Annotated in this window: 26 protein-coding genes, 1 tRNA gene and 1 pseudogene; 15 read left to right on the top strand and 13 right to left on the bottom strand. The window is 69.2% G+C overall.

Annotation, left to right across the window (positions count from 1 at the left end; genetic code table 11):
- Positions 1–72: 72 nt before the first annotated feature.
- Positions 73–564, bottom strand: coding sequence for a MarR family winged helix-turn-helix transcriptional regulator (locus AC4D16_RS07650; RefSeq protein WP_490954498.1), 492 nt, complete (start codon positions 562–564; stop codon positions 73–75).
- A gap of 94 nt (positions 565–658) precedes the next feature.
- On the opposite strand from AC4D16_RS07650, the pseudogene AC4D16_RS07655 reads away from it, so the two are divergent.
- Together AC4D16_RS07655 and AC4D16_RS07660 are read left to right on the top strand one after the other, a co-directional pair.
- A pseudogene (locus tag AC4D16_RS07655) lies at positions 659–970 on the top strand (alcohol dehydrogenase catalytic domain-containing protein); the annotation flags it as partial.
- A gap of 91 nt (positions 971–1,061) precedes the next feature.
- A complete protein-coding gene (locus tag AC4D16_RS07660; RefSeq protein ID WP_490954499.1) occupies positions 1,062–1,307 on the top strand; it encodes a putative quinol monooxygenase in 246 nt (81 codons plus the stop codon).
- A 5-nt stretch (positions 1,308–1,312) separates the two neighbouring features.
- Here AC4D16_RS07660 and AC4D16_RS07665 read toward each other — a convergent pair whose 3' ends face one another.
- The 3 genes from AC4D16_RS07665 to AC4D16_RS07675 form a co-directional block, all read right to left on the bottom strand.
- The gene (locus AC4D16_RS07665) at positions 1,313–2,413 is read right to left on the bottom strand and encodes an SDR family NAD(P)-dependent oxidoreductase (RefSeq protein ID WP_490947971.1); all 1,101 of its coding nucleotides are present in this window, start codon (positions 2,411–2,413) and stop codon (positions 1,313–1,315) included.
- A gap of 239 nt (positions 2,414–2,652) precedes the next feature.
- Positions 2,653–3,279 carry a TetR/AcrR family transcriptional regulator gene (locus AC4D16_RS07670; protein WP_490954500.1) on the bottom strand — a complete coding sequence of 209 codons (627 nt, stop codon included), beginning with the start codon at positions 3,277–3,279 and terminating at the stop codon, positions 2,653–2,655.
- 79 nt (positions 3,280–3,358) lie between these two features.
- Positions 3,359–4,195, bottom strand: coding sequence for a carotenoid biosynthesis protein (locus AC4D16_RS07675; protein ID WP_490954501.1), 837 nt, complete (start codon positions 4,193–4,195; stop codon positions 3,359–3,361).
- Between the two features lie 188 nt (positions 4,196–4,383).
- Between AC4D16_RS07675 and AC4D16_RS07680 the strand changes: the two genes are divergently transcribed.
- The 3 genes from AC4D16_RS07680 to AC4D16_RS07690 all read left to right on the top strand — a co-directional run bounded on the left by AC4D16_RS07680 (position 4,384) and on the right by AC4D16_RS07690 (position 6,885).
- The gene (locus AC4D16_RS07680) at positions 4,384–4,998 is read left to right on the top strand and encodes a VanZ family protein (RefSeq protein ID WP_490954502.1); all 615 of its coding nucleotides are present in this window, start codon (positions 4,384–4,386) and stop codon (positions 4,996–4,998) included.
- A complete protein-coding gene (locus AC4D16_RS07685; RefSeq protein ID WP_490954503.1) occupies positions 4,985–5,824 on the top strand; it encodes a helix-turn-helix transcriptional regulator in 840 nt (279 codons plus the stop codon). The genes AC4D16_RS07680 and AC4D16_RS07685 overlap by 14 nt, the downstream gene beginning before the upstream one ends.
- A 131-nt stretch (positions 5,825–5,955) precedes the next feature.
- Positions 5,956–6,885 (top strand): SDR family oxidoreductase, encoded by a 930-nt coding sequence (locus AC4D16_RS07690; RefSeq protein ID WP_490954504.1) that lies wholly within the window; start codon positions 5,956–5,958, stop codon positions 6,883–6,885.
- Positions 6,886–6,912: 27 nt separating this feature from the next.
- Here the strand turns inward: AC4D16_RS07690 and AC4D16_RS07695 are convergent, their stop codons facing one another.
- From AC4D16_RS07695 to AC4D16_RS07725, 7 genes are all read right to left on the bottom strand, one after another.
- A complete protein-coding gene (locus tag AC4D16_RS07695) occupies positions 6,913–7,164 on the bottom strand; it encodes a hypothetical protein (protein ID WP_490954505.1) in 252 nt (83 codons plus the stop codon).
- 253 nt (positions 7,165–7,417) lie between these two features.
- Positions 7,418–7,906, bottom strand: coding sequence for a monovalent cation/H(+) antiporter subunit G (gene mnhG, locus AC4D16_RS07700; RefSeq protein WP_490947964.1), 489 nt, complete (start codon positions 7,904–7,906; stop codon positions 7,418–7,420).
- A 4-nt stretch (positions 7,907–7,910) separates the two neighbouring features.
- Positions 7,911–8,168 carry an MrpF/PhaF family protein gene (locus tag AC4D16_RS07705; protein ID WP_490947963.1) on the bottom strand — a complete coding sequence of 86 codons (258 nt, stop codon included), beginning with the start codon at positions 8,166–8,168 and terminating at the stop codon, positions 7,911–7,913.
- On the bottom strand, positions 8,165–8,713 hold the full coding sequence (locus AC4D16_RS07710) for a Na+/H+ antiporter subunit E (protein ID WP_490954506.1): 549 nt from the start codon (positions 8,711–8,713) through the stop codon (positions 8,165–8,167). The genes AC4D16_RS07705 and AC4D16_RS07710 overlap by 4 nt, the downstream gene beginning before the upstream one ends.
- Positions 8,710–10,320 carry a Na+/H+ antiporter subunit D gene (locus AC4D16_RS07715; RefSeq protein WP_490954507.1) on the bottom strand — a complete coding sequence of 537 codons (1,611 nt, stop codon included), beginning with the start codon at positions 10,318–10,320 and terminating at the stop codon, positions 8,710–8,712. The genes AC4D16_RS07710 and AC4D16_RS07715 overlap by 4 nt, the downstream gene beginning before the upstream one ends.
- Positions 10,317–10,805 carry a Na(+)/H(+) antiporter subunit C gene (locus AC4D16_RS07720; protein ID WP_490947960.1) on the bottom strand — a complete coding sequence of 163 codons (489 nt, stop codon included), beginning with the start codon at positions 10,803–10,805 and terminating at the stop codon, positions 10,317–10,319. The genes AC4D16_RS07715 and AC4D16_RS07720 overlap by 4 nt, the downstream gene beginning before the upstream one ends.
- Positions 10,802–13,798, bottom strand: coding sequence for a Na+/H+ antiporter subunit A (locus AC4D16_RS07725; RefSeq protein WP_490954508.1), 2,997 nt, complete (start codon positions 13,796–13,798; stop codon positions 10,802–10,804). The genes AC4D16_RS07720 and AC4D16_RS07725 overlap by 4 nt, the downstream gene beginning before the upstream one ends.
- A gap of 140 nt (positions 13,799–13,938) precedes the next feature.
- Between AC4D16_RS07725 and AC4D16_RS07730 the strand changes: the two genes are divergently transcribed.
- Complete coding sequence (locus AC4D16_RS07730; RefSeq protein WP_490954509.1) at positions 13,939–15,327, top strand: MFS transporter; 1,389 nt, start codon at positions 13,939–13,941, stop codon at positions 15,325–15,327.
- 169 nt (positions 15,328–15,496) lie between these two features.
- Here AC4D16_RS07730 and dcd read toward each other — a convergent pair whose 3' ends face one another.
- Both dcd and AC4D16_RS07740 read right to left on the bottom strand, forming a co-directional pair.
- Positions 15,497–16,072: a dCTP deaminase gene (gene dcd / locus AC4D16_RS07735; protein ID WP_490954510.1), complete on the bottom strand. Its 576-nt coding sequence runs from the start codon at positions 16,070–16,072 to the stop codon at positions 15,497–15,499.
- Between the two features lie 23 nt (positions 16,073–16,095).
- Entirely contained in the window at positions 16,096–16,950 is an 855-nt protein-coding gene (locus AC4D16_RS07740) for a tryptophan 2,3-dioxygenase (protein WP_490947956.1), read from the bottom strand.
- 71 nt (positions 16,951–17,021) lie between these two features.
- On the opposite strand from AC4D16_RS07740, the gene AC4D16_RS07745 reads away from it, so the two are divergent.
- From AC4D16_RS07745 to AC4D16_RS07785, 9 genes are all read left to right on the top strand, one after another.
- Positions 17,022–18,101 (top strand): M4 family metallopeptidase, encoded by a 1,080-nt coding sequence (locus AC4D16_RS07745; RefSeq protein ID WP_490954511.1) that lies wholly within the window; start codon positions 17,022–17,024, stop codon positions 18,099–18,101.
- Complete coding sequence (locus AC4D16_RS07750; protein ID WP_490954512.1) at positions 18,098–18,799, top strand: hypothetical protein; 702 nt, start codon at positions 18,098–18,100, stop codon at positions 18,797–18,799. Before AC4D16_RS07745 ends, AC4D16_RS07750 begins: the two co-directional genes overlap by 4 nt.
- 152 nt (positions 18,800–18,951) lie before the next feature.
- Positions 18,952–19,022, top strand: a tRNA-Gly gene (locus tag AC4D16_RS07755).
- Between the two features lie 88 nt (positions 19,023–19,110).
- Positions 19,111–19,542: an aspartate 1-decarboxylase gene (panD, locus tag AC4D16_RS07760; RefSeq protein WP_490954513.1), complete on the top strand. Its 432-nt coding sequence runs from the start codon at positions 19,111–19,113 to the stop codon at positions 19,540–19,542.
- Between the two features lie 216 nt (positions 19,543–19,758).
- A complete protein-coding gene (locus tag AC4D16_RS07765; RefSeq protein ID WP_490954514.1) occupies positions 19,759–21,072 on the top strand; it encodes a sugar ABC transporter substrate-binding protein in 1,314 nt (437 codons plus the stop codon).
- Positions 21,073–21,188: 116 nt separating this feature from the next.
- Entirely contained in the window at positions 21,189–22,076 is an 888-nt protein-coding gene (locus AC4D16_RS07770; protein ID WP_490948758.1) for a carbohydrate ABC transporter permease, read from the top strand.
- The gene (locus tag AC4D16_RS07775; RefSeq protein WP_490947951.1) at positions 22,076–22,918 is read left to right on the top strand and encodes a carbohydrate ABC transporter permease; all 843 of its coding nucleotides are present in this window, start codon (positions 22,076–22,078) and stop codon (positions 22,916–22,918) included. Before AC4D16_RS07770 ends, AC4D16_RS07775 begins: the two co-directional genes overlap by 1 nt.
- A 32-nt stretch (positions 22,919–22,950) precedes the next feature.
- Complete coding sequence (locus AC4D16_RS07780; RefSeq protein ID WP_490947950.1) at positions 22,951–24,300, top strand: ABC transporter ATP-binding protein; 1,350 nt, start codon at positions 22,951–22,953, stop codon at positions 24,298–24,300.
- Positions 24,301–24,396: 96 nt separating this feature from the next.
- Positions 24,397–26,355: a helicase HerA-like domain-containing protein gene (locus AC4D16_RS07785; protein WP_490954515.1), complete on the top strand. Its 1,959-nt coding sequence runs from the start codon at positions 24,397–24,399 to the stop codon at positions 26,353–26,355.
- Positions 26,356–26,358 lie beyond the last annotated feature (3 nt).

Consider the following 26,358-nt stretch of genomic DNA (forward strand, 5'->3'; position numbering starts at 1 on the left):
ACCGGAGCGACGCGTTAGAGCCCTCCGGCGAGCCACTCCGACAGGCGAGCGACCGGATACTTCCCCGCCGCCTTACCGTTCCGCGCGCGGCGGCAGGATCGCGACGCAATCTGCGCGAAGAGGTGTGAGGAGTGCTTCGGTGATGTCCTCGAGCTGGTGGGCCTGCGCGGGCGTCAGGCGGCTGAAGACGAGTGTCCGGACTTCTGCGACGTAGCCCGGTTCGATCTCATCGACGACACGCGCGCCCACGTCGGTGAGACGCGCGAGGACCTTCCGCGCGTCCCGGGGATCGATGCTGCGGACGACCAAGCCCCTCGCCTCGAGGCGAGCCACGATCCGCGAGAGATGGGACGGGGTGACGCCGGCGGTGGTTGCGAGGTGTGTCATGTAGGCCTCGCGTTCTTCGGTGAGTGAGAGCCGGCGCAGTACCTGGTAGTCGGCGTGACCCATCCCGGCGACACGTTCGAGATGGGTGTCCAGGGCGACCGGCAGCCACATCATGACCCCGATGAGCAGCGACCAGGCGCGGTCCTCCTGCGCGGGCAGTGCTTCCGGGGAATCCATCCCGCCATTCTAGCGACGCTTGCCATGGCAAGGACCCGGCCGTAGGGTTACTTTCCGTGGCAAGGAAATGTCGTGCCCATCGACAGGAGACCCCATGCGCGCTGCACGCTTCCATCACCACGGCGATCCGGACGTCCTCGTCATCGAGGAGGCGGCCGAACCGCATGCCGTCGCGAACTCGGTGCGCATCAAGGTCCAGGCCGTGAGCGTGAACTCCATCGACTACCTGCTGCGCCAGGGCGTCATCCAGCATGTCCTACCGCTCCCACTCCCGGCCATACCGGGACGTGACGCCGTCGGGATCATCGATGAAGTGGGCGAGGGGGTGTCCGGCGCGTCCGTCGGCGATCTGGTGTTCGGGCTCGGCGGCGTCAGTGACACCACCGCGGAACTCGCGGTGCTGACGCGGCCAGTACGCGCCCCGTGTCGATCACGTCCTACCCGTCTCCTCCATCCGGCGCGCACATGCGTTGGCGAAGAGCGGAGCAGGCAAGGTCGTGGTCACGCTGACGACCACGCCGGTGGACGTCACTGCCGTCCTCACTCCGCTCGAGGCCGAGTTCAGCAGGGTGAGCCTCGTGCTGAGGAACGCGATCGACGAGGTGGTCCGCGAACCCGGCTGCATCCGCTACGGGATCACCGAGGAGAGCGAAGGTCGCATCGTCCTCACCGAACACGGTGAGTCACTCACCGGGCTGCTGGCCGAGCCCATCCGGATCGTTCGTTCCGACCGGGCCGCGTAGCCCGATCAGCTGAACTGCACAGCGGCGAGGTCCTCCAGGGTCCTCCAGTACCTGGCGGCGACGTCGAGGTCCTGGGCGTCGTCGGGAACGACGGCGAAACCCGGTAGACCGCTCAGGCCGCGCAGCTGTTTCGGGCCGTAGTAGGCGCCACCGGCAGCCTGTGGTGAGGTGGCCGCGTAGAGCGCGGGAAGTGCCCCGATCCCAGGGTCCTGCCAGAGTGGCCGTACGTACCGGAAGCGCAGACCTTCCGGCGAATCGGGCCCCGGCCCGTCCAGGACGATGTTCGTGCGGCACACACCGGGATGCACGGCGATGCTGGTGATGCCCCAACCCGCGGCCTTGCTGCGGCGCTCACATTCGAAGGCCATGAGCAGCTGCCCGAGCTTCGTGTCGTCATACGCTCGCCCGTAGTCGTAGCTGTCGACCTTTTGGAGGTCGTCGAAATCGATGGAGCCGACCCGCGAACTCGACGTCCAGATGATGCGCGGCGCCTCGGCCTCCTGAAGAAGGGATCGCAGCCGGGCGGACAGCGCGAACGGCCCTCGTGCGTTGGTGGCGAAGACGCGTTCCAGGCCGTCCGCAGACTCTTCGCGGCCCCTGCGCCCCTGCACCCCTGCATTGTTGACGAGCACGTCGAGGCCCTGCCCGGACTCCTCCATGCGTCGGACGAAGAGGCTGACGGACCCCAGATCGGCGAGGTCGAGGGTCTCGGCGCGGATGATGGCCCCCGGGACCTCGGCGCGGATCCTGCGTGCGGCCTCCTCACCACGCTCGCGGTTGCGGGACGCGATCGTCACGTCCGCGCCGGCGGCGGCCAGTGCGAGCGCCTGGTGGTACCCGATCCCGCTCCTGCCCTCGTTCGGGTAGCCGTTGCCACCGGTGACGATCGCACGCCTGCCGACCATCGACGGCATGTCCTCGGCGGTCCAGTCGGGCAGCTCTGCGCCGGGGGCCGTGAGCCGGGCCGCCCCGAAGCCGACGGTGCCCGCCGCAGCTCCGATCCCCGCCATGGTGAGCAACGATCGGCGGGAGAGCTGGCGACGTCCAACGGTCGCGTCGGTGGCTTCGGTGCGGCGCTGTGCTGACGGTGTGGAGTCGGTTTTCATGATCGTGTCCTTCGGTGTGTGTCCGGGGTCGATCGGCGCAGGAACGCAGCGGCTACCGGAGAGTGATGGATTGGACGTGAGCGCTCACGAAGAGGCCGCGGTGAAGAGCGCACGGGGAGAAGGGCGCGCTGGCGCTCCTGAGTGAGTACGGGGAACGGCGACGACGTCGGGTGACGAGCCGCGGAGATCTGCTCCGCCGTCGACGGCGCTGGTGGTCCGACGGACCTGCTCGGGGAAGGCTAGGCGAGTGGCCCGACCGGCCGGCTGAGAGCGTTGATCAGGAAGCGCGAGACGATCTCGGCTTCCGCAGGTCCGATGACCTGCGACGCACTGTATCTGCGGAGCGCTGCCTGCATCACGCCCACCATGAGTGAACGGGTGAGAGCGGGGTACTCCACCGGCGCGAACTCCCCTGCTTCGACACCCGCTCTGACGACGTCGATGATCAGATCGCCGATCTGATCCCGGAAGGGGATGACGGCGTCGGTCAAGCGCTCCTGCCGGAGCGCCCGCTCGATCGTCTGCATCGCGATGAAGGCGCTCGTGCTCCGGGCGTGTTCGGTGAGCAGGACGATCACGATCTCGCGGAGGCGCTCGGCCGGCGTTATCGACGTGTCGTCGGCCCGCTGCGCCACCGCGTCGCCCACCTCTGCACTGCCGCGCCTCGCCGCCTCGACGAGCAAGGTGACGGTGTCGGGCGCGTAGTTGTAGACGGCGGTCCGGGCGATCCCCGACCGTTCGGCGACGTCGCGCATCGAGATGGTCTCGAAGGGGCGTTCGAGGATGAGTTCGTCGACGGCGTCGAGCAGCAGGCTCCAGGTGTGCAGCTTGTGTTCGGCGATCGTCGCCGCTGAGATCTTGGGCATTGATCTCCCCTCTCCGGTCCCTGCCAGGTGGGCATCGCGAGGGCATGGCCTTCGCTCGGTCGATGGTGCGCGCACCGTGCTAGACCCGCGTGAGGTCTCCCCTGGCGATCTTGACGATCGCGAACAGGGCAACGGGTACCACGCTGAAGATGTTGATGATCATCAGTGTCTCATTGAGAGCGGCCGCGTCCCATGGAGCGCCAGTGGGATCCAGGACCGTCTGTGGTCCGCCCCCGGCGATGAAGGTCGTCGTGGAGACGACGGCGAACATCGCGTAGGCCAGGACCGGCTGGAGGTAGGACACCGGCCGCAGGCGGCTCTCCGAACGGGCTGGGCGCCGGGTCTGACGAGCAGCGAGGATCAGGGTGAAGACCTGGAAGAAGGTCCACGTGACGAACCACCACCCCAGGTAGTTCGTGAAGGGGACGCCGAACACCCCTCCCCCGTCCTCCCAGACCCAGATGCCCCGGACGGTCGAGATCAGGGAGTCCGCTCCGACGTCGAACATCGTCATGACGGCACCGGAGAGCGCCGGGAGAGCGAGGACGTTGATCCGTCCGCCACGGGTGCGGAGGTCCAGGCGCTCGTCCGCACGGTCGAGCAGTGCGTTGGTCGTCATCCAGCTGACCCAGCCGATGCCGAAGTAGATGACCCCGATGATCACCGGGACGTAGAACAGCTGTGGCATGAGCGTGTAGTAGTAGTTCCCGAACGGGAACCCCGTGATGATGCTGAGGTTCTCCCAGGCGTTGCTGAGCACGAAGCAGATGGCGAAGAAGGCGAGGAGCAGCCGCCATCCGTACCGGCGGGAGCCCTGGATGACGGCCAGCGCCAGAGCGCTCAGCGAGACGGCCTGAGCAGCCGCGGGCAGCCCCGCCAGCGGGATGATGACGGCGGCAGCAGCAGCAGCCGCCACTGCGCACCATCCGAGGAGTCGACGGACCCTCCCCTCTGATGGTCTGCCAGCGTCTCTCGCCGCTGGCCGGAGTACGTCGGTCGCTGGTTCATGGACTGGTTCGTGGACTGATGCATGCATCGGGATCGTCTCCTCGAGGGGGTGTGCAAGTTATTGACATGTTGTCAGGAAGATAATTACATAGTGTCATGAAGAAGAACAAGAGCCTCCGGACGGCAGCGCGTTCCGGGACGGACGCCGGGCGTGACTCTGCCGAAAGTGTCAGCACGAGGACGATCGCCGCCCTCCTGGGTGCCGCCTACACGTGCACGGTGCTGTGGGTGACGCTGCGGCCGATCCCCTGGGCGGCTGCCGGCTCCGAGGGAAACCGGGGAATCCTGGACGCGGGAGCGTGGGTCGACGGGCCGGGATGGACCGAAGGCCGGCCGGTGGAAGTCCTCCTCAACGTCCTGATGTTCGTGCCCGTCGGGATCACGGGAGGTCTGCTCGTCCGGGGTGTGGCCGCTCTGATAGGCCCGTTGGTACTCACCGTCGTCATCGAGCTGGTGCAGATCCCACTCGACAGGATCTCCCATCCTCGTGATCTCGCCGCCAACGCAGTAGGCGCGATCGTCGGACTGATCGTGGTGATGATCCTCCGTCGTCGGCGGGGGCTCCGACGCAGCGCCCTGCAGCCATACCGCGGACCGGCGCCCGTTTCCGAGGGGTGGCCCGAGGGGTGGTCTGACAGACCGTGGATAACCGATGACGGACACGGTAGACAGAAGGCTTCAGCCGAGGAGGCACAGCATGATCGATCGTGAGGGTTTGAGCTCGTTCCTGCGTCATCGCCGAGAATCATTGCAGCCCGAGGACGTCGGCATGGTGCGGGGTCAGCGGCGGCGGACGAACGGCCTCCGCCGGGAGGAGGTTGCAGCGCTGTGTCATATGTCGAGCGACTACTACGCCCGGATGGAACGTGGCACCGGGCCCCACCCGTCGGAGCAGATGATCGCCTCGATCGCCCAGGGGCTCCACCTGACCCTCGGTGAGCGTGATCATCTGTTCCGCCTCGCCGGGCACACCCCGCCCCACAGGGGCACCGACAGTGAGTTCGTGAGCCCCGGACTGCTCCGGATCCTCGACCGGCTCACGGACACCCCTGCGGAGATCATCACCGAGGTCGGGGACACGCTCCGGCAGACCCCGCTCGGCAAGGCTCTCTTCGGAGACGCATCGCGGCGCAGCGGACCCGGTCGGAGCATCGGGTACCGGTGGTTCACCGACTCCACGGCCAGGGACGCCTACCCACCCGAGGAACGCGACCGGCTGTCCCGCGTCTACGCCTCGGGGCTGCGTCAGCTCGTGGCACTGCGTGGCCCGGGCTCGCGGGCAGCCGAGCTCGCCGCGCTCCTGCAGGACGACGCCGGCTTCCGCAAGGTCTGGGACACCCAGGAAATCGGGGTGCAACCACCCGAGATCAAGCGCTTCCACCACCCCTCGGTGGGCCGGCTGGATCTGAACTGCCAGACCCTGCTGGATCCGGATCAGTCCCACCGTCTCCTCGTCTACACGGCCGTACCCGGCAGTGACAGCCACGAGAAACTGCAGCTGCTGGCCGTGCTCGGCTCGCAGGTCATCACGTCCTGATCACCGACGCGTCGGCATCCGCTGTCCGGTTATCCGTGGATCGACAGGTCCTTCATGTGGCGGAGCAACCGGTGAATCATCGGAGCAGGAACCGGATCCGGTGACCCACCCCTCGAACGAAGGAACGTCCCATGCCTCGCACCCATGACATCACCCTCCCCGACCTGACCGGGAAACTCGCCGTCGTCACCGGAGCGAGCGACGGCATCGGTACCGTCATCGCGACCCGCCTGGCCGGGGCCGGCGCGGAGGTCATCATGCCCGTCCGCAACCAGGCCAAGGGCGACGCCGCAGCGCAGCGCATCCGCGCCGCCGTCGAGGGCGCGAAGGTCAGCACCCGATCGATGGACCTGTCCTCGCTGAGCTCCGTCACATCCCTCGTGGCCACGCTCGTGTCCGAGGGGCGCCCCATCAACATCCTGATCAACAACGCCGGCGTCATGCAGCCGCCCACCCGCCAGGTGACCCGCGACGGCTTCGAGCTGCAGTGGGGCACGAACCACCTCGGCCATGTCGCGCTCACCCTCGGCCTGCTGCCGCTCCTGCGCGAGGGCCGGGCCCGGGTCACCCACCAGACCAGCGTCGCCGCCCGGAAGGGTGAGATGACCTGGGACGACCTGAACCACGAGCGGAACTACGACGTCATGAAGGCATACCTCGGATCCAAGATCGCCGTCGGCCTGTTCGCCCGCGAACTCGATGCCAGGAGCCGCGCCCACGGCTGGGGTATCAGCAGCAACCTCTCACACCCCGGCGTCTCACCGACGAACCTCCTCGCGGCACAGCCCGGCATGGGGCGCGACAGGACACCCGCGTCGCGCCGCCTGATCGGACTCCTCTCCCGCATCGGCATCGCCGGCACCCCCGAGAGTGCTGCGCTGCCGGCTCTCATGGCCGCGACCGACCCCGAATACGGTGGGGACCAGTTCTTCGGTCCCCACCGCACCATCGGTGGGGCACCTTCTGTCCGGGAATTCTGGGCGCCCCTTCGTGACATGGACGATGCCCGCCGCCTCTGGGAGGTATCAGAGCAGCTCGTCGGGACACGGGCGAGTCACTGAGCTCCCGAGGCGGTGACGCGCAGGCGCCTAGGAGGCGGTGGTGCGGCGCCGCACGAGGTAGGTCCCGCCGGCCGCTGCAGCCAGGACGAGACCGCCTCCGAGAGTCATGAGCCCGGCGTCGTTCGAGGACGGCTCGACCACCGCGCCGGTCGCGGCGCCGCCGGACGGCACGCCACCCATCTGTGTCGCCACCAGGGTTCCGCACAGCGCCGGGGCCGTGGCGCCGAGGGGGAGAGCCGCGGCGGGCTCGGGGGTGAGGTCGCTGCGGCTGTTGTACACCTCGGGTGTGGTCGGGGTGGTGGCGGGGGGCTCTTGTGGTGCTGACGCGGTGTTCGCCGTCGAGCGGCACAGCCCCCCCGGATCGGCACTCCCGCGTTCCTGCCGCGGTACGCCCTCGTCGGCTTCATGGTGCGTCGCGCTCAGCAGACGCGGCCACCGCGATACCGGGCGGGTCACTCGCTTTACAGGCGGCGCTTCACCCGTGTAGGGGAGCGCACTACGCGGGCGCGTACCGCGGGCACGACGACGGTGATCAGGTGGCGCCGGTCCGCGGCCCGTCCGTCGGCGGCGCCGACGAGCGTCCGCCGTCGTCGTCCGGGCCGCGATCCTTGCCGTCGTCGTCCGTGCCGCTAGGGACCGTGCCGCTGCGGTCCGCACGGCGATGGTCCTCGCCGTGCGGGTCCGCGACCGCGCGCGCGACGACGTCGTCGAGCTCGTCGAGGGTGAGGAGGTCGCGGCGGAGGTGCCGCGTCCGGTAGCCGGCGCGCCCCACCATGTGCGCGGACACCGGGCTGACAAGCAGCTGGAACACCCAGCAGAGCACGAGTACGGGTACCAGGAGCCAGCTGCCGGACTCGACGGCGAGCGCGAGGAGGAGCAGGAGGAGTCCGAGCACCTGCGGCTTGGTGGCCGCGTGCATGCGGGAGAGCAGGTCGGGGAAGCGGACCAGGCCGATGCCTGCGGCGAGGGACATGGAGGCCCCCGAGATGAGGAGCGCGGCGACGACGACGTCCTGGAGCATGGCGCTACTTCCTGTCCGTCACGAAGCGGGCCATCGTCACGGAACCGATGAACCCGATCAGGGACACCACGACGAGCAGGATCAGGTTGTCCAGGTGCCTGTTCACCACCATGTTCAGCACCAGGGCGCCGCCGATGATCGCGAGGACGACGTCGAGCGCGAGCACGCGGTCGAGGATGGACGGTCCGCGGGCCACGCGGTAGAGCGCGAGCCCCGCCGCGACGGCGAGGATGATGCCGGCCACGAGCGCGACGACGCTCATGCGCCCCCCTCCTCTCGCCGCAGCGCCGCGAGGTCCGCGCGCGTGCCCATGATCCGGATGAGCCAGGCCTCGGTGGCGCGGACGTCGCGGCGCACCACGTCGGCGTCGGCCGCGCTCGTCACGTTGAGACAGTGCAGGTAGAGCGTGGAGGTGGAGCGGTCCACCTCCAGCACGAGGGATCCGGGGATGAGCGAGAGCGCGTGCCCCGTGGCGGTGACGAGGAAGTCGGAGTGGCTGCGGAGCTCCACGGCGACGACGGCGTTCCGCAACCTCGGCCCGCGGGCAACGGCGAGCCAGATCACCTGCAGGCTGGCGACCACCAGCTGGGCGAGGAAGCGTCCCACGAAGGCGAGCGCCAGGAGCACGTTGAACCGGCCGGTGAGTTCGACGGGCGGCAGGTAGAACACGTTGACGACCACGTAGGCGATCACCGCTCCGAAGAGCAGGGTGCCGGGGCTGAAGTCCTGCCAGAGCGCTCCCCACACGAGGACGAGCCAGATGACGAGGGGGAGCTCGGTGATGAGGGGGATTCGCTGGCGGGTCATTCGTCCGCCCCCGGTCCGAGCACGGCCTCGATGTAGGGGGTGCGGTCCAGCATCTCCTGCGCGGCGGCGTCGCTGAGGGCGAAGAGCGGCCCGGCCAGGACCGTGAGGGAGAGCCCGAGCACCACGAGGCCGATCGTGGGACCGGTCATGGTGCGCGGCAGCAGGGTCACGGGGTCCTTGCCGGCGAACCGCCCGCTGTCCTCGCCGGTGACGTGGCGTGAGGTGCCGATCATGGAGCCGTCCGCCTTGCTCGCGAGGAGGATGGGATCCGGCTCGTCGGCGTCGGCCGGGCTCCGCCAGAACGCCCTGTTCCAGACCCGCGCCATGACCAGCAGCGTCAGGAGGCTCGTTGCCACCCCGCCGGCCACGAGCGCATACGCCAGCGGCGTGCCGAGGTCCACGCCGGCCTGGATCAGCCCGAGTTTCCCGAGGAAGCCCGAGAACGGCGGGATGCCCGCGAGGTTCATGGCCGGCAGGAAGAAGAGGATGCCGAGCAGCGGCGAGAGCCGCGCGAGACCACCGAGACGGTCCACGTTGGCGGTACCGCCCCGCCGTTCGATCAGCCCGGTGACGAGGAAGAGGCTCGTCTGCACGATGATGTGGTGTGCCACGTAGTACACGGCGGCGCCCAGGCCGATCCGCGTGGAGACCGCCAGCCCGAACACCATGTAGCCGATGTGGCTGACGAGGGTGAAGGAGAGCAACCGCTTGAGGTCGGACTGCGCGAGCGCCCCGAGGATCCCCACGATCATGGTCAGCAGCGCCACGACCATGAGCAGGGAGTTGATGCGATCACCCGGGAACAGGAGCGTCTCGACGCGCACCATCGCGTAGACGCCCACCTTCGTGAGCAGGCCGGCGAACACCGCCGTCACGGGCGCCGGCGCGGTCGGGTAGGAGTCGGGCAGCCAGAACGAGAGCGGGAACACCGCTGCCTTGATCCCGAACGCCACGAGCAGCATGAGGTGCAGCACCATCTGCGTGGCCGGGTCCACGCTCTCGAGCTTCACCGCGAGGTCCGCGAGGTTCACGGTGCCCGTGGCCCCGTAGATCATGCCGATCGCGATGAGGAACAGTATCGAGGACACCACGCTGACCACCACGTAGGTGACGCCCGCGCGGATGCGCGGCGCCGATCCACCGAGGGTCATCAGCACGTAGCTCGCGGTGAGGAGGATCTCGAAGCCCACGTACAGGTTGAACAGATCACCCGTCAGGAACGCGTTGGAGACCCCGGCCACGAGGATCAGGTAGGTGGGATGGAAGATCGAGACCGGGCCGTCCTCGTCGCCGTCGGCCATGCCCTGCCCGGCCGCGTAGATCAGCACCGCGAGGCTCACCGCCGAGGAGACCACGAGCATGAGCGCGGAGAACTGGTCCACCACGAGCACGATCCCGAAGGGCGGCGCCCACCCGCCGAGCGCCACCGCGTGCGTTCCGGTCGCGGGCGCACCGAGGAGCATGACCACCTCGAGGATCAGGGTCACCGAGAGCGTGGAGATGCTCACGGTGCGCTGCGCGCGCGAGTGGCGCAGCAGCAGGAACGTCACGGCCGCGCCGAGGAACGGCAGGACGACGGCCAGCGGCGCGAGATCGGCGGCGATCACGGAGTGCCGCTGTCGTCGCGCTCGTCGCGGTCGTTCCCCGCGTAGGTGCGCGGGTGGTGGTCGGACACCGATTCGAGGAAGTCGGACGGAGCGGCCGCCACATCGGCGTCGTCCTCGTAGTCGTAGCTCGACTGGTCGGCCACGCGCAGGTCCTCGGGATCGTCCTGGACGTCGTCCTTGCGCCCGAGCACCCAGGAGCGGTAGATGATGCCGAGCATGAACGCCGTGACGGCGAAGGTGATGACGATCGCCGTGAGGATCAGTGCCTGCGGGAGGCTGTCCGTGTACTCGGCCTCCGGCGTGCCGGCCGCATAGAGCGGCGACCGCCCGCCACCACCGCTCATCGCGAGGATCAGGATGTTGGCACCGTTGCCCATGAGGATCAGGCCGAGCAGCACGCGCGTCAGGCTCCTCTCGAGCAGGAGGTAGATCCCGGCCGCGAAGAACACGCCCATGAGGACGATCAGCGTGACGTTGACCGTCATCGCCTCACTCCCTCGGTGGCGGGCGGCACCAGGGCATCGGCGCCGGCGTCCTCCTCGACGGGGTCCTCGTCCTCGCTGCGCTCGTCGATCTCGGACCCGAGGCTCCGGAGGACGTCCAGCACCAGGCCGACGACGATCACGTACACGCCGATGTCGAACACCGTAGAGGTCACGAACTTCACGTCGCCGATGATCGGCAGCCAGAACTCGAGGATGTAGCTCTCGAGGACGGCGCCCCCGACCACGAGCGGCGCGAGCGCGGTGAGCGTGACGATCGCGAGACCGGCACCGAGGAGCACCCCGGCGCTCACCGGGCTCGCCTCGGCGAGCTCGAAGCGCCCGCCCGCGAGGTAGCGCACGGCCAGGGCGAGGCCCGCCAGGAGGCCTCCCGCGAACCCGCCGCCCGGCAGGTTGTGGCCGGCGATGAGCAGGTAGACCGAGAGCATGATGATGGTGTGGAACAGCAGGCGCGTGACCACCTCGAAGATGATGGAGCGCCGCTCGGGGGCGAGGGTGCGGCCCGCCACGAGCCACGGATCACGGGAGACGTCGGCGAAGCGCGCCGCCAGCCGGCGCGCGGCGTCCTGCCTGCCCCCGGCGTCCAGCGGCTCCTGGCCGCGGTCCACCGAGCCGTCCTCGACGCCGTCGGCCCGCTTCCGCCGATCGTTCCGGCCGCGCACGAAGATGAGGCTCGCCACCCCGGTGGCCGCGATCACGAGCACGGTGATCTCCCCGAAGGTGTCCCAGGCCCTGATGTCCACGAGCAGCACGTTGACGGCGTTCGCCCCGCCGCCGACGTCATACGCGAGCTTCGGGTAGGCGAGCGAGATCGGCTCGGCGCTGCGGGAGGCCATCGCGGACATGGCGATCACCGCCATCACGGTGCCGAACGCGATCCCGAGGCCGGCGCGGAGCAGGCGGTGCCGGCTCTCCGCCCGGCTCCACAGGCGCGCCGGCAGCGAGCGGAGGGCCAGCACGAAGGCCACGAGCACGATCGTCTCGACCAGCAGCTGGGTGAGCGCGAGGTCCGGCGCCCCGTGCAGGGCGTAGAGCACCACCATGCCGTACCCGGTGACGCCGACCATCAGCACGGCCATGAACCGCTTGGCCGCACGGAGGGCTGCGAGGATCCCGACCACGATCACGACGGCGACGACCATCTGGGCCGGGGATTCGGCTACCTGGAGGTCGGTGGACAGGGGCGCGTCGAGCAGGATGAGCGCCGTCAGCGGCGTGAGGATCGCGGTCACGAGGATCACGAAGAGGTAGAAGGCCAGGGAACCGCGCTGCGTGCGTCCCGTGATCCACACGGCGACGTCGTCGAGCACGCCGATCCCCGAGCGGTAGACCACCTCGGAGTCACGAACCGCCGGCACGCGGTCCTGGAGCCGGCCGAAGGGCGTGCGGGCAGCGTGGAGGGCGAATCCACCGGCGAGCGTGAGGACCGAGAGGAACAGGGGCAGGGAGAAGCCGTGCCACAGGGCGAGGTGCGGGGCGTCGCCGTCGGACGGGAAGAGCGCCGCGTACGGCTGGACGGCGGCGTCCAGCGGTACGGGCCACAGGCCGAACACCACCGTGGCGACCGCGAGGACGGCCGGTGCGAGCACGAAAGAGGTACGGACCTGCCCCAACGGGGTCTGGCGCACGCCGTGCTTGAGCGCGAAGGCGCCCCAGACGAAGCGCGCGCTGTACGCCACCGTGAGCATGGACCCGAGGACGATCCCGCCGAGCAGGAGCGTCCCCGTGACGCCCTCCTCCGCACGGTGCACGAACGCCTCGTAGACCGATTCCTTCGCCACGAACCCGAACAGCGGCGGCACCCCGGCCATGGAGCCCGCGGCAACGAGCGCGACGGCGAAGAGCAGGGGCGACGTCGCTCCCACGCCGGAGAGCACGCGGAGATCGCGCGTGCCCGCCTGATGATCGATGATGCCGACCACCAGGAACAGCATGGCCTTGAAGAACCCGTGCGCCAGCAGCAGACCCAGCCCCGCGACCGCGCCGTCGCGCCCGCCGAGACCGGTGACCATCACGAGGAAGCCGAGCTGGCTCACCGTCCCGTAGGCAAGGACCAGCTTGAGGTCGTGCTGCCGCAGCGCCCGCCAGCCGCCGATCAGCATGGTCGCCATGCCGAGCACCATGATCACCGGGTACCAGAAGGCGGTCTCGCCGAACCCCGGGGCGAAGCGGGCCACCAGGAAGACGCCGGCCTTCACCATCGCGGCGGCGTGCAGGTACGCGCTCACCGGGGTCGGCGCAGCCATGGCACCCGGCAGCCAGAAGTGGAAGGGCACGAGCGCGGACTTCGTGATCGCCCCGACGAGCACCAGCGCGATCGCGACGTCGATCACGGTGCCACGCGCCGTCAGAGCCTCTGCGTCGGCGAGGATCGTCGAGATCCGGTAGGTCCCGGCGGTCTCCCCCAGCATCACGAGGCCCACGAGCATCGCGAGCCCGCCGAACGTGGTGACGATCAGGGCCTGGAGCGCTGAGCGCCGTGCCGAGAGCCGCGTCCTCGAGTACCCGATCAGCAGGTAGGAGAGGATCGTGGTGAGCTCCCAGAAGATGAACATGAGGATCAGGTCGTCCGCCGTCACGAGCCCCACCATGGCTGCCGCGAACGCCAGGAGCTGCGCCCCGAAGGCGCCGATGTCGTGGTCCTCGCTCGTGAAGTAGCGAGCGCAGTAGAGGAGCACGAGCGCACCGACGCCGAGGATCAGGATGCACAGGACGGCGGCGAGGGCGTCCAGCCGGAAGGCGAACTCGAGGCCGAGGCTGGGCACCCACGGCACGGTCACCGACGGCGGACCGTCCGCCCGGTCGCCGGGGATCTCCTGCGGCGCGGCGAGGACCGCGGGAAGCTGCACCATGAGCCAGACGAAGGCCGCCGCGGGGGCTGCGGCGAGGACGAAGAACGCGGAACGTCCGAGGCGGGCGAAGAGCAGGGGCGCCGCGAGTGCCACGGTGAACATGGCGATCAGTACGGCGAACATGGTGTCTCGATCTTCCGCTGGAGGGACGGTCGGGCTCCTTCCATCCTAGTCGGGCGGAAAGTTGAAGCTTCCACCACTCCCCTCGCGCGACGCGACGTGAAGGCGGTCATCGCACTGCGCCGCGGCGCTAGCATGCACTCATGAGCACTCACCCGCCGCTGCCGCAGCCCGCGGAGGCCCCGGCCCCTGCGCCCACCGTCGGCTCGGGTAGGATCTTCAGCCGTCCGGTCCTCGCCTGGGCCTCGTGGGACTGGGGATCGGCCGCGTTCAACGCCATCATGACCACCTTCGTGTTCACGGTGTACCTCACGTCGGAGGCCTTCGGCGGGGAGGAACGCGCCTCGCAGGTCCTCGGATGGGGCCTCGCCGCGGCGGGCCTGCTGATCGCCCTCCTGGCGCCCGTGACCGGGCAGCGCTCCGACCGCGGCGGGCGGCGGAAGCTCTGGCTCGGTGTCAACACCCTGGTGGTCGTGATCCTGACGGCGCTGTGTTTCTTCGTGTTCCCGGGGCCCGGCTTCCTCATCCTCGGCGTGGCCCTGATCGCCGCGGCGAACCTCTTCTTCGAGTTCGCAGGCGTCAACTACAACGCCATGCTGACGCAGATCTCCACCCCCGGGACGGTGGGCCGTGTGAGCGGCTTCGGCTGGGCCATGGGCTACGTGGGCGGGATCGTGGCGCTCGTCGTGGTGCTCGTGGTATTCATCCAGCCGGTGGTCGACTGGGCCGGAGCCTCGAGTGAGAACGGGCTGAACATCCGGCTCGTCGCCGTGTTCTCCGCACTCTGGTTCGCCGCGTTCGCCGTCCCCGTGATGTTCGCGGTGCCCGAGGTGCGGCGTCGCTCGGAGGCGACGAAGCTCGGGTTCCTGGCGTCCTACGGCCTGCTCGTGCGGCGCGTGAAGGTGATCTACCGGGAGAGCCCGCACACCATCTACTTCCTGCTGGCCAGCGCCATCTTCCGGGACGGCCTCGCCGCGGTCTTCACGTTCGGTGGCATCCTCGCCGCCGGGGCCTTCGGTTTCTCCGCGAGCATGGTGATCGTCTTCGCGATCGCCGCGAACGTGATCGCCGCGATCGGCGCAGTGGTCGGCGGGTACCTGGACGACCGCGTGGGGCCCAAGCGCGTCATCATCGGCGCTCTCGTGGGCCTGCTCGTCGCCGGGACGGCCATCCTCGTCCTCGGTACCGGGACGTACTCCTTCATCGGCATGGAGTGGACGTCGGACACCACGTTCTGGGTCTTCGGCCTGATGCTCACCCTGTTCGTGGGACCCGCGCAGGCATCCTCGCGTGCCTACCTCGCACGCCTCGCTCCGGTGGGCGACGAAGCCGAGCTGTTCGGGCTGTACGCCACGACCGGGCGCGCCGTCAGCTTCCTCGCCCCCACGCTGTTCGCGCTGTGCATCGGGATCTTCGGCTCACAGCTCTACGGCGTGATCGGCATCCTCGTGGTGCTGCTCGCAGGACTGCTCGTGCTGCTGCCGGTGCGGCCGCCCGCACGCGTGACCCGCGCCGTCGTGCCGGAGGCCTGACGTTGCAGCGGCCGCCCGCTTCCACGGACCGCCTTCGTCGTCGGCTTTCGCCACCCGCACCGCGTGTCGGGAAGGAACACGCCGGAGGACCGGGCATTCGGAGTCGAAAAGGGACAACGATGGCGGCTCCCCGCCGACTCTCCCGCCGATTCCTCCCGGGGAGCTCTCGCTAGATGCTGGTGCGGTGGAAGTTCAGGTGGCTGCGGGAGGCCGTGGGACCCCGCTGGCCCTGGTAGCGGTTGCCGTACTCGCCGGAGCCGTAGGGGTGTTCGGCCGGTGAGGTGAGCTTGAAGAAGCAGAGCTGCCCGATCTTCGAGCCGGGCCACAGCTTGATCGGCAAGGTCGCCATGTTCGAGAGCTCGAGGGTCACGTGCCCGGAGAAGCCGGGGTCGATGAACCCCGCCGTGGAGTGCGTGAGGAGGCCGAGGCGGCCGAGCGAGGACTTCCCCTCGAGGCGCGCGGCGACGTCGTCGGGCAGGGTCACGGTCTCGTAGGTGGAACCGAGCACGAACTCCCCGGGGTGCAGGATGAACGGCTCGTCCGGCGCCACCTCGACGAGACGCGTCAGGTCGGGCTGGTCCTCGGCCGGGTCGATGTGCGCGTACTTGTGGTTGTCGAAGAGCCGGAAGTAGCGGTCTATCCGCACGTCGACGCTCGAGGGCTGCACCATCGCGGGGTCGAGCGGGTCGAGGACGATTCGCCCGGCGTCGAGTTCCGCCCGGATGTCGCGGTCTGAGATCAGCACCGTCCAAAACTACCAGCCGGGCGTCAGCGGCCTATCTCCGTGCGGACGGCGAAGAGCTCCGGGAAGAACGTGAGCTCGAGGGCACGCTGCAGGAAGCCGACGCCGGAGGATCCGCCGGTTCCCGTCTTGAAGCCGATGGTCCGCGCCACCGTCTTCAGGTGCCGGAAACGCCACAGCTGGAAGTTGTCCTCGAGGTCCACGAGCTCCTCGCACGCCTCGTAGATGTCCCAGTGACCGGCGGCATCCTCGTAGACCTCCTTGTAGAGGGCCACGAGGGCGGGCTCGAACGCGTGGGCCAGCGTGACGTCCCTCGTGAGCAGACTCTCGGGGACCGCGTAGCCGCGCCGGGCGAGCAGCGCGATGAATTCGTCGTAGATGCTGCTCTGGCCGAGGAGTTCCGTCAGCAGTGCCTGCGCGGCGGGGTCGGCGTCGAACACCTGGATCATTGCGGCGTTCTTGTTGCCGAGGAGGAACTCCACCGCGCGGTACTGGTAGGACTGGAAGCCGCTCGAGGAACCCAGCTCGCCGCGGAACTCGGCGTACTCGGACGGCGTGAGCGTCGCGAGCACCGACCACTGTTCGGTGAGGGAGCGCTGGATGTGCTTGATCCGCGCGATCCCCTTCATGGCCGATCGCAGGTCGTCACCCTGAAGGTGCAGCCGCACGGCCCGCAGTTCGTGCAGCACCAGTTTCAGCCACAGCTCCGAGGTCTGGTGCTGGATGATGAACAGCATCTCGTCATGGTGCTCCGGCGTGCTCACCGGATGCTGCGCGTCCAGCAGCTTGTGCAGTTCCAGGTACCCGCCGTAGCTCATCTTGTCCGAGAAGTCCCGCTCGATGCCCTGCTCGAGGTCCCGGGTGTTCCGCTCCACCGTCATGGGCAGAAGCCTACGTGCCGCCCGAATGTCCGAGCCCGGGTCTACCTTGGGGACCAGTCGAAGGAGGCACCATGAACCCCGCCCGTACCGCCCGTACCGCCCGTCCCGCCCGCTGCGGCATCGTCCCGCCGCACCTGCTCTCGCGCCTCGCCGGCCTCCGGGATCCACGGCTGTCCGTCGCGTCCCGCGCCGCCCGGCACGCACTGCTCGAGCTGGATCCGCTCGTCGCGGAACGCTCCGACAGGCTGCGTGCCCCCGTGCGCAGCGGCAGCTCGGTGGTCGCGGGCACCCTCACCCGGCGCATCCACGACGCCGGTGGCCGCGAGGAACTGCCGGGAGCGCTCGTGCGGGCGGAGGGCGCCCCACCCACGGGCGACGTCGCCGCGGACGAGGCGTACGACGGCCTCGGCGCAACGTACCGGCTCTTCAGCGAGGTGTACGGCCGCTCCTCGATCGACGGCGCCGGCAAGGCGCTCGACGCCACCGTCCACTACGGCGCCAACTACGACAACGCGTTCTGGGACGGCGAGCGCATGGTGTTCGGGGACGGCGACGGCGAGATCTTCGGTCGGTTCACGGCGTCCCTCACCGTGATCAGCCACGAGCTCACCCACGGATTCACCCAGTACTCCACCAACCTGGAGTACCAGGGGCAGTCGGGCGCCCTCAACGAGTCGCTCTCGGACGTCTTCGGCGTGCTCGTGGAGCAGCGGGAGCTGGACCAGGACGCCGGAGCGGCCGGCTGGCTCGTCGGCGCGGGGATCTTCACGGAGGAGGTGCAGGGCTCGGCTCTGCGCTCACTGAAGGCACCGGGAACGGCGTACGACGACGACGTGCTCGGCAAGGACCCCCAGCCCGGGACCATGGCCGACTACGTGGAGACGACCGCCGACAACGGCGGCGTCCACATCAACTCGGGTATCCCCAACCACGCCTTCTACCTCGCCGCCACGTCGCTCGGGGGCCGGGCGTGGGAGGGCGTGGGGCAGGTCTGGTACGACACCGTGATGAGCGGCGACGTCCCCAGCGACTGCGACTTTCCCACCTTCGCCCGGGCCACGACCGCGGCTGCGACGAAGCGCTTCGGACAGGACAGCGCCGAGGCGGGCGCCGTCGCCGGGGCCTGGTCAGAGGTGGGTGTGATGGCGTGAGGATCGAGATCACGCGCTCGGGCGGATTCGCCGGACTGACCCGCACCTGGACGCTCGAGGTGAGCCGCACCGAGGCCGAGCAGCGGTGGCTGCCCCTCGCCGCCGAGGCGGATGCGGCGGTCGGCGGCGCGGGAGCCGAAGCAGGTTCGTCAGGTGCTCCGGGCCTCACGGGTTCGTCGGGCGGTGCGGACAGCAGTGAGGGCCAGGGCATCTCCGGCCCGACGACCGGAGGCCGCGGAGCCTCTCCCGGGCAGCAGCGCGACCGCTTCACCTACCGCATCGCCATCGGCTACACGGAGGTGTACCTCGCGGAGAGCGCACTCGCCGACCCCTGGCGGGAGCTGATCGCGCGTGCTCGAGCCGCGACTCCGGCCCGCCCGGCGGTCGACGGCGACCCTGCAGGCACGACGACGGGCGGCCGAGCCTCTCAGCCGGAAGCGACGGACCCGGGCGCGGCGGATCCGAGCGCTGCTGGTTCGGACGCGGCTCGTTCGGACGCGGCTCGTTCGGACGCCGCTGGTTCGGACGCCGCTGGTTCAGACGCAGCTGGTTCAGACGCAGCTGGTTCGGACGCGACGGATGCGGGCGCGACGGATACGGGCGCAGGGAAGCCGATAGCCCCGGAGCCGGCGTCGACGTACGGCGAAGCGGAGGGCCGGAGCGCGACGCCCGGCTCACCTCCGCCGTCGAAGCCGTGACCGTGGCCGCGCTGGTCGTCGAAGCCGCTTCATCCGACGCCGCCTCGAAGGAGGCGTCGTCGTGATCGGGCAGGTCGTACGGCGCTCCCGGGGCCGCCGGGCCCGGGTCGCCACGCGAACTGTTGTAAGGTGATGGAGCGGTTCCACCGCATGCGGGCGTAGCTCAATGGTAGAGCGCTAGCTTCCCAAGCTCGATACGCGGGTTCGATTCCCGTCGCCCGCTCTTCTCCTCCCCGGCCGGCACCTCGATGTGCCCAAGGCCACCCTCCCCGGCCCGTTCTGCGCACGGCGGCGGCAGTACCCTTGAAGCGATGATTCGCACGATGTTCGCCTCCAAGATCCACCGCGCCTCGGTGACCCACGCCGACCTCCACTACGTCGGCTCCGTCACCGTGGATCTCGACCTGCTCGAGGCCGCGAACATCCTGCCCGGCGAGCTCGTCTCGATCGTGGACATCACCAATGGGGCCCGGCTCGAGACGTACACCATCGCCGGCGAGCGCGGTTCCGGCGTCATCGGCATCAACGGGGCCGCAGCCCACCTCGTCCACCGGGGCGACCTCGTCATCCTCATCACCTACGTGCAGCTCACCGACGCCGAGGCCCGCAGCTTCGTCCCCACGGTGGTGCACGTCGACGCGCACAACCGTGTGGTGCAGCTCGGCTCGGACCCCGCCGAGGTGGTCACCGGCGACGTCGCCCGCCCTCCCTACGCCCTGGACAACAGCGCCCTCCCCCGCTGACCCGCTGCTCGTCCGGGCCCGATCCGGGCAGGATTTCCTGCCCCTCACATCGCACGTCCTGGGCGTCCACGACTCGTTGCAGGATTGGAAGCACACTTCCTAGCGCAACCGTCCGTGAAGGCATATGGTCACAAAACGAAGGTTGCTCAGGCCGTCGGCCCCCTCGGCCGGCAGTCGGGCTGTCTACAAGGATGTGGAGGCTCGGTAGGAATGCGGATGAGACGAAGGACGCGCGAAAGCGCGAAGAACCGCCCGAAGGCCGCCGCCCTGGCGGGCCTGTTGATGGGAACACTGGCGATGAGCGGGTGCGGTCCCGCCGAGGCGGACAACGCCCTCACCTGGTACATCAATCCGGACGCCGGGGGCCAGGCCGCCATTGCCCAGAAATGCACCGACGAGTCCGGTGGCCGCTACACCATCGAGACCTCCCTGCTCCCGAGTGACGCCGCCTCGCAGCGCGAGCAGCTCGCCCGGCGCCTCGCCGCGGGTGACTCCTCGCTCGACATCATGAGCCTCGACCCGCCGTTCATCCCCGAACTCGCGGAGCCCGGCTTCCTCGCGCCCGTGCCCGACGACGTCGCGCAGAGCACGTCGGAGAACGTGGTGGAGGGTGCGCTCGCGGGCGCCACCTGGAAGGACGAACTCGTGACCGTCCCGTTCTGGGCGAACACGCAGATCCTCTGGTACCGGAAGTCGGTGGCCGAAGCCGCGGGTCTCGACATGACGCAGCCCGTCACGTGGGACCAGATCATCGACGCTGCGCAGACCCAGGAGAAGGTCCTCGGGGTGCAGGGCGCGCAGGCCGAATCCATGACGGTGTGGGTGAACGCACTCATCGCATCGGCCGGCGGATCCATCATCGTGGACCCCGAGGCCACCGCCGACACCATCGAACTGGGTCTCGACTCCGAGGCCGGTGTCGCTGCGGCGGAGGTCGTGTCCCGGATCGGCCGGGACGGGCTGGGCGGCCCCGGGTTGCCCACGCAGACCGAGAACACCTCCCTGACGCAGTTCCAGGGCGATTCCGGCTCCTTCATGGTGAACTACCCGTTCGTCTGGCCCGCCACCACGGGTGCCGTGGAGGCAGGAACGCTCGATGCCGCGGTGGTGGATGACATCGGCTGGGGAATCTTCCCGCGCATGTCCGAGGATCAGGAGGCCGCTCCCCCGCTGGGCGGCATCAACCTCGGCGTCGGCGCGGAGAGCGACAACCCGGAGCTCGCCTACGAGGCCATCCAGTGCATCGTCTCGGTCGAGAACCAGTCGGAGTACTTCGTGACCAACGGCAACCCGCCGTCCAACACCGAGGCCTACGAGGACCCGCGCATCGCGGAGACGTTCCCCATGGCCGAGACCATCAGGGACTCGCTGCAGGTGGCGGCTCCCCGGCCCCAGACCCCGTTCTACAACGAGGTGTCCACCGGCATCCAGCAGACCTGGGCGCCGCCCGCCGCCGTCGACCCGGAGACCACCCCGGGCACGTCGAGCGACTTCATCACATCGGTCCTCAGAGGGGAGAAACTCCTGTGACCTCCGCAATTCCCGCCCGGACGACGACGGCGTCGTCGGCAGAAGCTGGCCCACACCTCGAGCGCGACACCGGCGAGAAGAAGGGGCGCAAGGCACCCAAGCAGTACAGCGACCGCGTGCGCGCGGAGCGGCGTCTCGGCTGGATACTCGCCGGACCGGCGTTCGCGATCATGCTGCTCGTGACGCTCTACCCGATCGTCCAGGCCATCTACGAGTCGCTCTTCCGATTCCGACTGACGGCGCCCGGGGAGCGCGAGTTCATCGGTCTCGAGAACTACCTCGTGATCCTCTCCGACGGCGTCTGGTGGGCGGACTTCACGCGCACCGTGCTGATCACCATCGTCACCGTCGCCGTCGAACTGGTGCTCGGCTTCGCCCTCGCGCTGGTGATGCACAAGGCCCTGAAGTCGGTGCGCGGGCTCCTCCGCACCGCCATCCTCGTGCCCTACGGCATCATCACCGTCGTCTCCGCCTTCGCCTGGTTCTACGCCTTCGACATCGACTCCGGCTACATCAACAACTGGTTCGGCTGGCTGCCCGGCATCGACGAGAACACCAACTGGTTCGCGGAGCCCGGGACCTCGCTGTTCGTGATCATGGCCTCCGAGATCTGGAAGACCACGCCCTTCATCTCGCTGCTCCTCCTCGCCGGCCTCGCGCAGGTGCCGGACGAGCTGAGCGACGCCGCGAAGGTGGACGGCGCCACGTGGTGGGAGCAGATGCGCAAGGTGATCATCCCCAACATGAAGGCCGCGATCATGGTCGCCGTGCTCTTCCGGGCCCTCGACGCCTTCAGGATCTTCGACAACGTGTTCATCATGACCAACGGGGCGAACGGCACCGAGGTCCTCTCGCTGCTCGCCTACCGCCAATCGATCAGCAGGCTCGAGATCGGGCTCGGCTCCGCCGTCTCCGTGCTCCTGTTCGTCTGTGTGCTCATCATCTGCTTCATCGCGATCAAGCTGTTCAAGGTCGATCTCGCGGGAACGCAGGGAGGGAAGTAATGACCAGCACCAAGAGCAAGCTCCTCTGGGCACTCGCCACCGTCCTCGTCCTCGTCTACGCGCTCTTCCCCGTGCTCTCCATCCTCGCCACGTCGTTCAAGTCACCGAGCGACCTCACGAGCGGGAAGTTCCTGCCGTCGTCGGGCACGGCCACCACCGGCAACTACGAGCAGATCCTGGTCGGGGACGCGCAGGGGTTGTTCCTCTCGGCCCTGCGCAACTCGATCGGCATCTCGCTGATCGCCACGTTCATCGCCGTCGTGCTGGCCACGCTGTGTGCCTACGCGATCGCCCGGCTGGACTTCCCGGGCAAGAAGCTCGTGCTCACCACGGCACTCGCGGTCTCGATCTTCCCGGTCATCTCGATCGTGACGCCGCTGTTCAACCTGTGGCGCACCATCGGGCTGTACGACACGTGGCTCGGCCTGATCATCCCGTACCTCTCGCTGACCCTCCCGATATCCATCTGGACCCTCGCCGCGTTCTTCCGGCAGATTCCCTGGGAGCTGGAGCAGGCCGCGCAGGTGGACGGCGCCACGACGTGGCAGGCGTTCCGGAAGGCCATCGTGCCGCTCGCGATGCCCGGCGTCTTCACGACGGCGATCATCGCGTTCTTCATCGCCTGGAACGACTTCGTGTACGGCATCTCGCTCACCTCCACGGAGGCCGCCCGGCCGGTTCCGGCAGCGCTGGCCTTCTTCACCGGGGCCTCGCAGTTCGAGGCTCCCACCGGGGCCATCTCGGCGGCGGCGATCATCGTCACCATCCCTGTGGTCCTCCTCGTCCTCCTCTTCCAACGCCAGATCGTCTCCGGCCTGACCTCGGGCGCCGTCAAGGGCTGACGCCCGACGTGTTCACGTAAAGGATCAACACCATGGCTTCCATCACCCTGAATCACCTGGTCAAGAAGTACGGTGACGGCTTCCCCGCCGTCAACGACATCAGCATCGACATCGCCGACGGCGAATTCATCATCCTCGTGGGGCCCTCCGGCTGCGGTAAGTCCACACTGCTCCGCATGATCGTGGGCCTCGAGGACATCACCGAGGGCGATCTCCTGATCGACGGCAAGCGAGCCAATGACAAGGCTCCCCGCGACCGCAACCTCGCGATGGTGTTCCAGAACTACGCGCTGTACCCGCACCTCACCGTGTTCGAGAACATCGCGTTCCCGCTGCGCCTCGCCAAGGGCAAGCACACCGAGGACCAGGTGAAGAAGCTCGTCACCGAGGCGGCTGCGACGCTGGAACTCACCGACCACCTGCAGCGCAAACCCGCCAACCTCTCCGGCGGTCAGCGGCAGCGCGTCGCGATGGGCCGCGCGATCGTCCGGCAGGCGGACGCCTTCCTGTTCGACGAGCCGCTCTCCAACCTCGACGCCAAGCTCCGCGGCCAGATGCGCTCGGAGATCTCGCAGATGCAGCGTCGCCTCGGCGTCACCTCCGTGTACGTGACCCACGACCAGACCGAGGCCATGACCCTCGGTGACCGCGTGGCCGTGCTGAAGAAGGGTGAGCTCCAGCAGATCGCCTCGCCGCGGGAGTTGTACGAACAGCCCGTCAACCTGTTCGTCGCCGGTTTCATCGGCTCGCCGTCGATGAACTTCCTGCCCGCGACGCTCGACGGGAACATCCTGCGGACCGCCCTCGGCGATCTCGAGATCCCCGCCGAGAAGGCCCAGAAGGCGGCGGGCAAGAAAGTCGTCCTCGTCGGCGTCCGGCCCGAGTTCTTCGAGGACGCCAAGCTCGTCGAGGACCACAAGCGGGTGCACGGCTCCACGTTCCACGCCACACTCACGCACACCGAGTGGCTCGGCAACGAGCAGTACGGCTACATCAACTTCGACCCGGCGCCGGAGATGCGCGAGCTGCTCAACAGTCTCGCCCGCGACATGGATGCGGACGAGCTCCGCCCGCAGGTCGTCGTCACGCTCGACGCCGCCAGCCGCATCCGCGGCGGACGTGAGGCCGAGATCTGGCTCGACACCCGCAAGCTCCACCTGTTCGACGCCGAGAGCGGTGACAACCTGACGCGCGACGTCGAGGCGGGCGCCCAGCTCACACGCGAGGCCGGCGAGGACCGCGAGGAGGAGATTGCGACGGCGCAGGGTTCGAACGGCGGCTTCGGTGGCGGCGGTTCGAACGGTCAGACGGCCGACACCGGCCACACGGGCACCGGTCACTCCGGCGGTGCCACCGCGGCAGGCGGAAACCACTCCGCCTGACCGCTCCACGGCGCCCCTCCGGCATCGAGGTTCAGCACGTCCACAGCAGGGCCGGCACCCGGCGAGGGCGCCGGCCCTGCTGTGTAGTCTGACCCTATGGTCGAACACGACGCCGCAGCCCAGGTCGCCGCCATCACCGCCGGGTACGTCTTCGAGGGGCCCACCCTGCACCTCGGAGCCGCCCTGGTGGACGGAACGCTGCACCCCGGCGCGCAGGTCGGTCTGCCGCTGGCCATGATGAACCGCCACGGGCTGATCGCCGGGGCCACCGGCACGGGCAAGACCGTCACCCTGCAGGTCATGGCCGAGCAGCTCTCCGCACACGGCGTCCCGGTGTTCCTCTCCGACATCAAGGGCGACCTCACGGGCCTCGCCGCCGCGGGCACGGCGACGGACAGGCTCACCAAACGCACCTCGAGCGTGGGGCAGGAGTGGACGCCCACGGCCTTCCCCATCGAGTTCCTCTCCCTCGGGGGCGACGGTCCCGGCATCCCCGTCCGGGCCACCATCTCCTCGTTCGGGCCCCTGCTCCTCAGCCGGGTCCTGGACCTCAACGAGACGCAGGAGTCCAGCCTGCAGCTGGTGTTCCACTACGCCGACAAGAACGGCCTCGAGCTCTACGACCTGGCGGACCTCCGCGCCGTCATCACCTTCCTGACGTCCGACGACGGCAAGCCCGCCCTCGAGGCGCTCGGGGGCCTCTCCTCGGCCACCGCCGGGGTGATCCTCCGCGAACTCGTCACGCTCGAGGCGCAGGGCATGGACGTGTTCTTCGGCGAGCCGGAGTTCGACACCGCCGACCTGCTGCGCACCGCGCCCGACGGCCGCGGCATCATCTCGGCGTTGGAACTCGTCACCCTGCAGCGGAAGCCCCGCCTGTTCTCCACGTTCCTGATGTGGCTCCTCGCCGACATGTTCGAGGAGCTGCCCGAGGTGGGCGACCTCGACAAGCCCCGGCTGGTGTTCTTCCTCGACGAGGCCCACCTGCTCTTCGCGGGGTCCTCGAAGGCGTTCCGGGAATCCATCCAGGCAACCGTCCGGCTGATCCGCTCCAAGGGCATCGGCATCTTCTTCATCACGCAGACCCCGAAGGACATCCCGGCGGACGTCCTGGGGCAGCTGTCCAACAGGGTGCAGCATGCACTGCGGGCCTTCACGCCCGACGACGCCAAGGCCCTCCGCGCCACCGTCTCCACCTTCCCGACCAGCGCGTACGACCTCGAGGAAGTGCTGACCTCGGCGGGAATCGGCGAAGCCGTCGTGACCGTCATGAGCGAGAACGGAGCGCCCACCCCGGTCGCATGGACACGCCTCCGCTCCCCCGAGTCGATCATGGGGCGGGCCCCCGAGGACACCGTGCCCGCCGTCGTCGCCGCGTCCGCGCTCCTTCCCCGCTACCGCGACGCCGTGGACAGCCACTCCGCCTACGAGAAGCTGAGTGGCCTGCCTGCACCGCAGCCGGGCGCAGCAGGCGGCGGTTCGACGACGTCGGACGCCCCGTCAGCGCCCGTCCCGGCCGGAACGGGAGGGGACGGCACTCCGCCGCCCGCTACCGGCACACCGTCCGATGACGGCGCTGCGCGGTCACGCGAGGAGCGCGACGCCGAGGCGCGGCGCATCGAGGAGGAGATCCTCGGGATGCCCTCGCGGCCCGCCCGCGAACGCCGGCAGGACGCCGCCGGCGGATCCGGCGGTGGGTCCGGCGGCACCGGCCATGGCTACGGTGACCGCGACCACCGGCGCGATGGCACCGCGCCCTCCCGCGCAGGCGGCGGGTACGACGGCGGCACGGGCGTTGGCTACGGCGGTGGCTACGGCGCCGGTACGAGCGGCGGGTACGACGGCGGCGCCTACGGGACGCCGTCGACCTACGACTCGCGCGGCGACAGCGGCTACGGGCGGGATTCCGACCGACGGCCTCCGGCGCAGCAGTCGCAGCGCGGGCCCGGGAAGGACGAGATGGCGGACCTCGCACTCAAGGCGGCCGGTGTGATCGGGAAGGAACTTGCGCGAGGTCTCTTCGGCACCAAGCACAAGAAGCGCCGGTGGTACTGAGCA

The organism is Arthrobacter sp. TJ-236 (genome assembly GCF_058269235.1).

Coding starts and splice junctions, on each gene's coding strand:
- AC4D16_RS07650 (WP_490954498.1), bottom strand. CDS start 564: ATGGATTCCCCGGAAGCACTGCCCGCGCAGGAGGACCGCGCCTGGTCG.
- AC4D16_RS07665 (WP_490947971.1), bottom strand. CDS start 2,413: ATGAAAACCGACTCCACACCGTCAGCACAGCGCCGCACCGAAGCCACC.
- AC4D16_RS07670 (WP_490954500.1), bottom strand. CDS start 3,279: ATGCCCAAGATCTCAGCGGCGACGATCGCCGAACACAAGCTGCACACC.
- AC4D16_RS07680 (WP_490954502.1), top strand. CDS start 4,384: ATGAAGAAGAACAAGAGCCTCCGGACGGCAGCGCGTTCCGGGACGGAC.
- AC4D16_RS07685 (WP_490954503.1), top strand. CDS start 4,985: ATGATCGATCGTGAGGGTTTGAGCTCGTTCCTGCGTCATCGCCGAGAA.
- AC4D16_RS07690 (WP_490954504.1), top strand. CDS start 5,956: ATGCCTCGCACCCATGACATCACCCTCCCCGACCTGACCGGGAAACTC.
- mnhG (WP_490947964.1), bottom strand. CDS start 7,906: ATGCTCCAGGACGTCGTCGTCGCCGCGCTCCTCATCTCGGGGGCCTCC.
- AC4D16_RS07705 (WP_490947963.1), bottom strand. CDS start 8,168: ATGAGCGTCGTCGCGCTCGTGGCCGGCATCATCCTCGCCGTCGCGGCG.
- AC4D16_RS07710 (WP_490954506.1), bottom strand. CDS start 8,713: ATGACCCGCCAGCGAATCCCCCTCATCACCGAGCTCCCCCTCGTCATC.
- AC4D16_RS07720 (WP_490947960.1), bottom strand. CDS start 10,805: ATGACGGTCAACGTCACGCTGATCGTCCTCATGGGCGTGTTCTTCGCG.
- AC4D16_RS07725 (WP_490954508.1), bottom strand. CDS start 13,798: ATGTTCGCCGTACTGATCGCCATGTTCACCGTGGCACTCGCGGCGCCC.
- AC4D16_RS07730 (WP_490954509.1), top strand. CDS start 13,939: ATGAGCACTCACCCGCCGCTGCCGCAGCCCGCGGAGGCCCCGGCCCCT.
- AC4D16_RS07740 (WP_490947956.1), bottom strand. CDS start 16,950: ATGACGGTGGAGCGGAACACCCGGGACCTCGAGCAGGGCATCGAGCGG.
- AC4D16_RS07745 (WP_490954511.1), top strand. CDS start 17,022: ATGAACCCCGCCCGTACCGCCCGTACCGCCCGTCCCGCCCGCTGCGGC.
- panD (WP_490954513.1), top strand. CDS start 19,111: ATGATTCGCACGATGTTCGCCTCCAAGATCCACCGCGCCTCGGTGACC.
- AC4D16_RS07765 (WP_490954514.1), top strand. CDS start 19,759: ATGAGACGAAGGACGCGCGAAAGCGCGAAGAACCGCCCGAAGGCCGCC.
- AC4D16_RS07775 (WP_490947951.1), top strand. CDS start 22,076: ATGACCAGCACCAAGAGCAAGCTCCTCTGGGCACTCGCCACCGTCCTC.
- AC4D16_RS07780 (WP_490947950.1), top strand. CDS start 22,951: ATGGCTTCCATCACCCTGAATCACCTGGTCAAGAAGTACGGTGACGGC.
- AC4D16_RS07785 (WP_490954515.1), top strand. CDS start 24,397: ATGGTCGAACACGACGCCGCAGCCCAGGTCGCCGCCATCACCGCCGGG.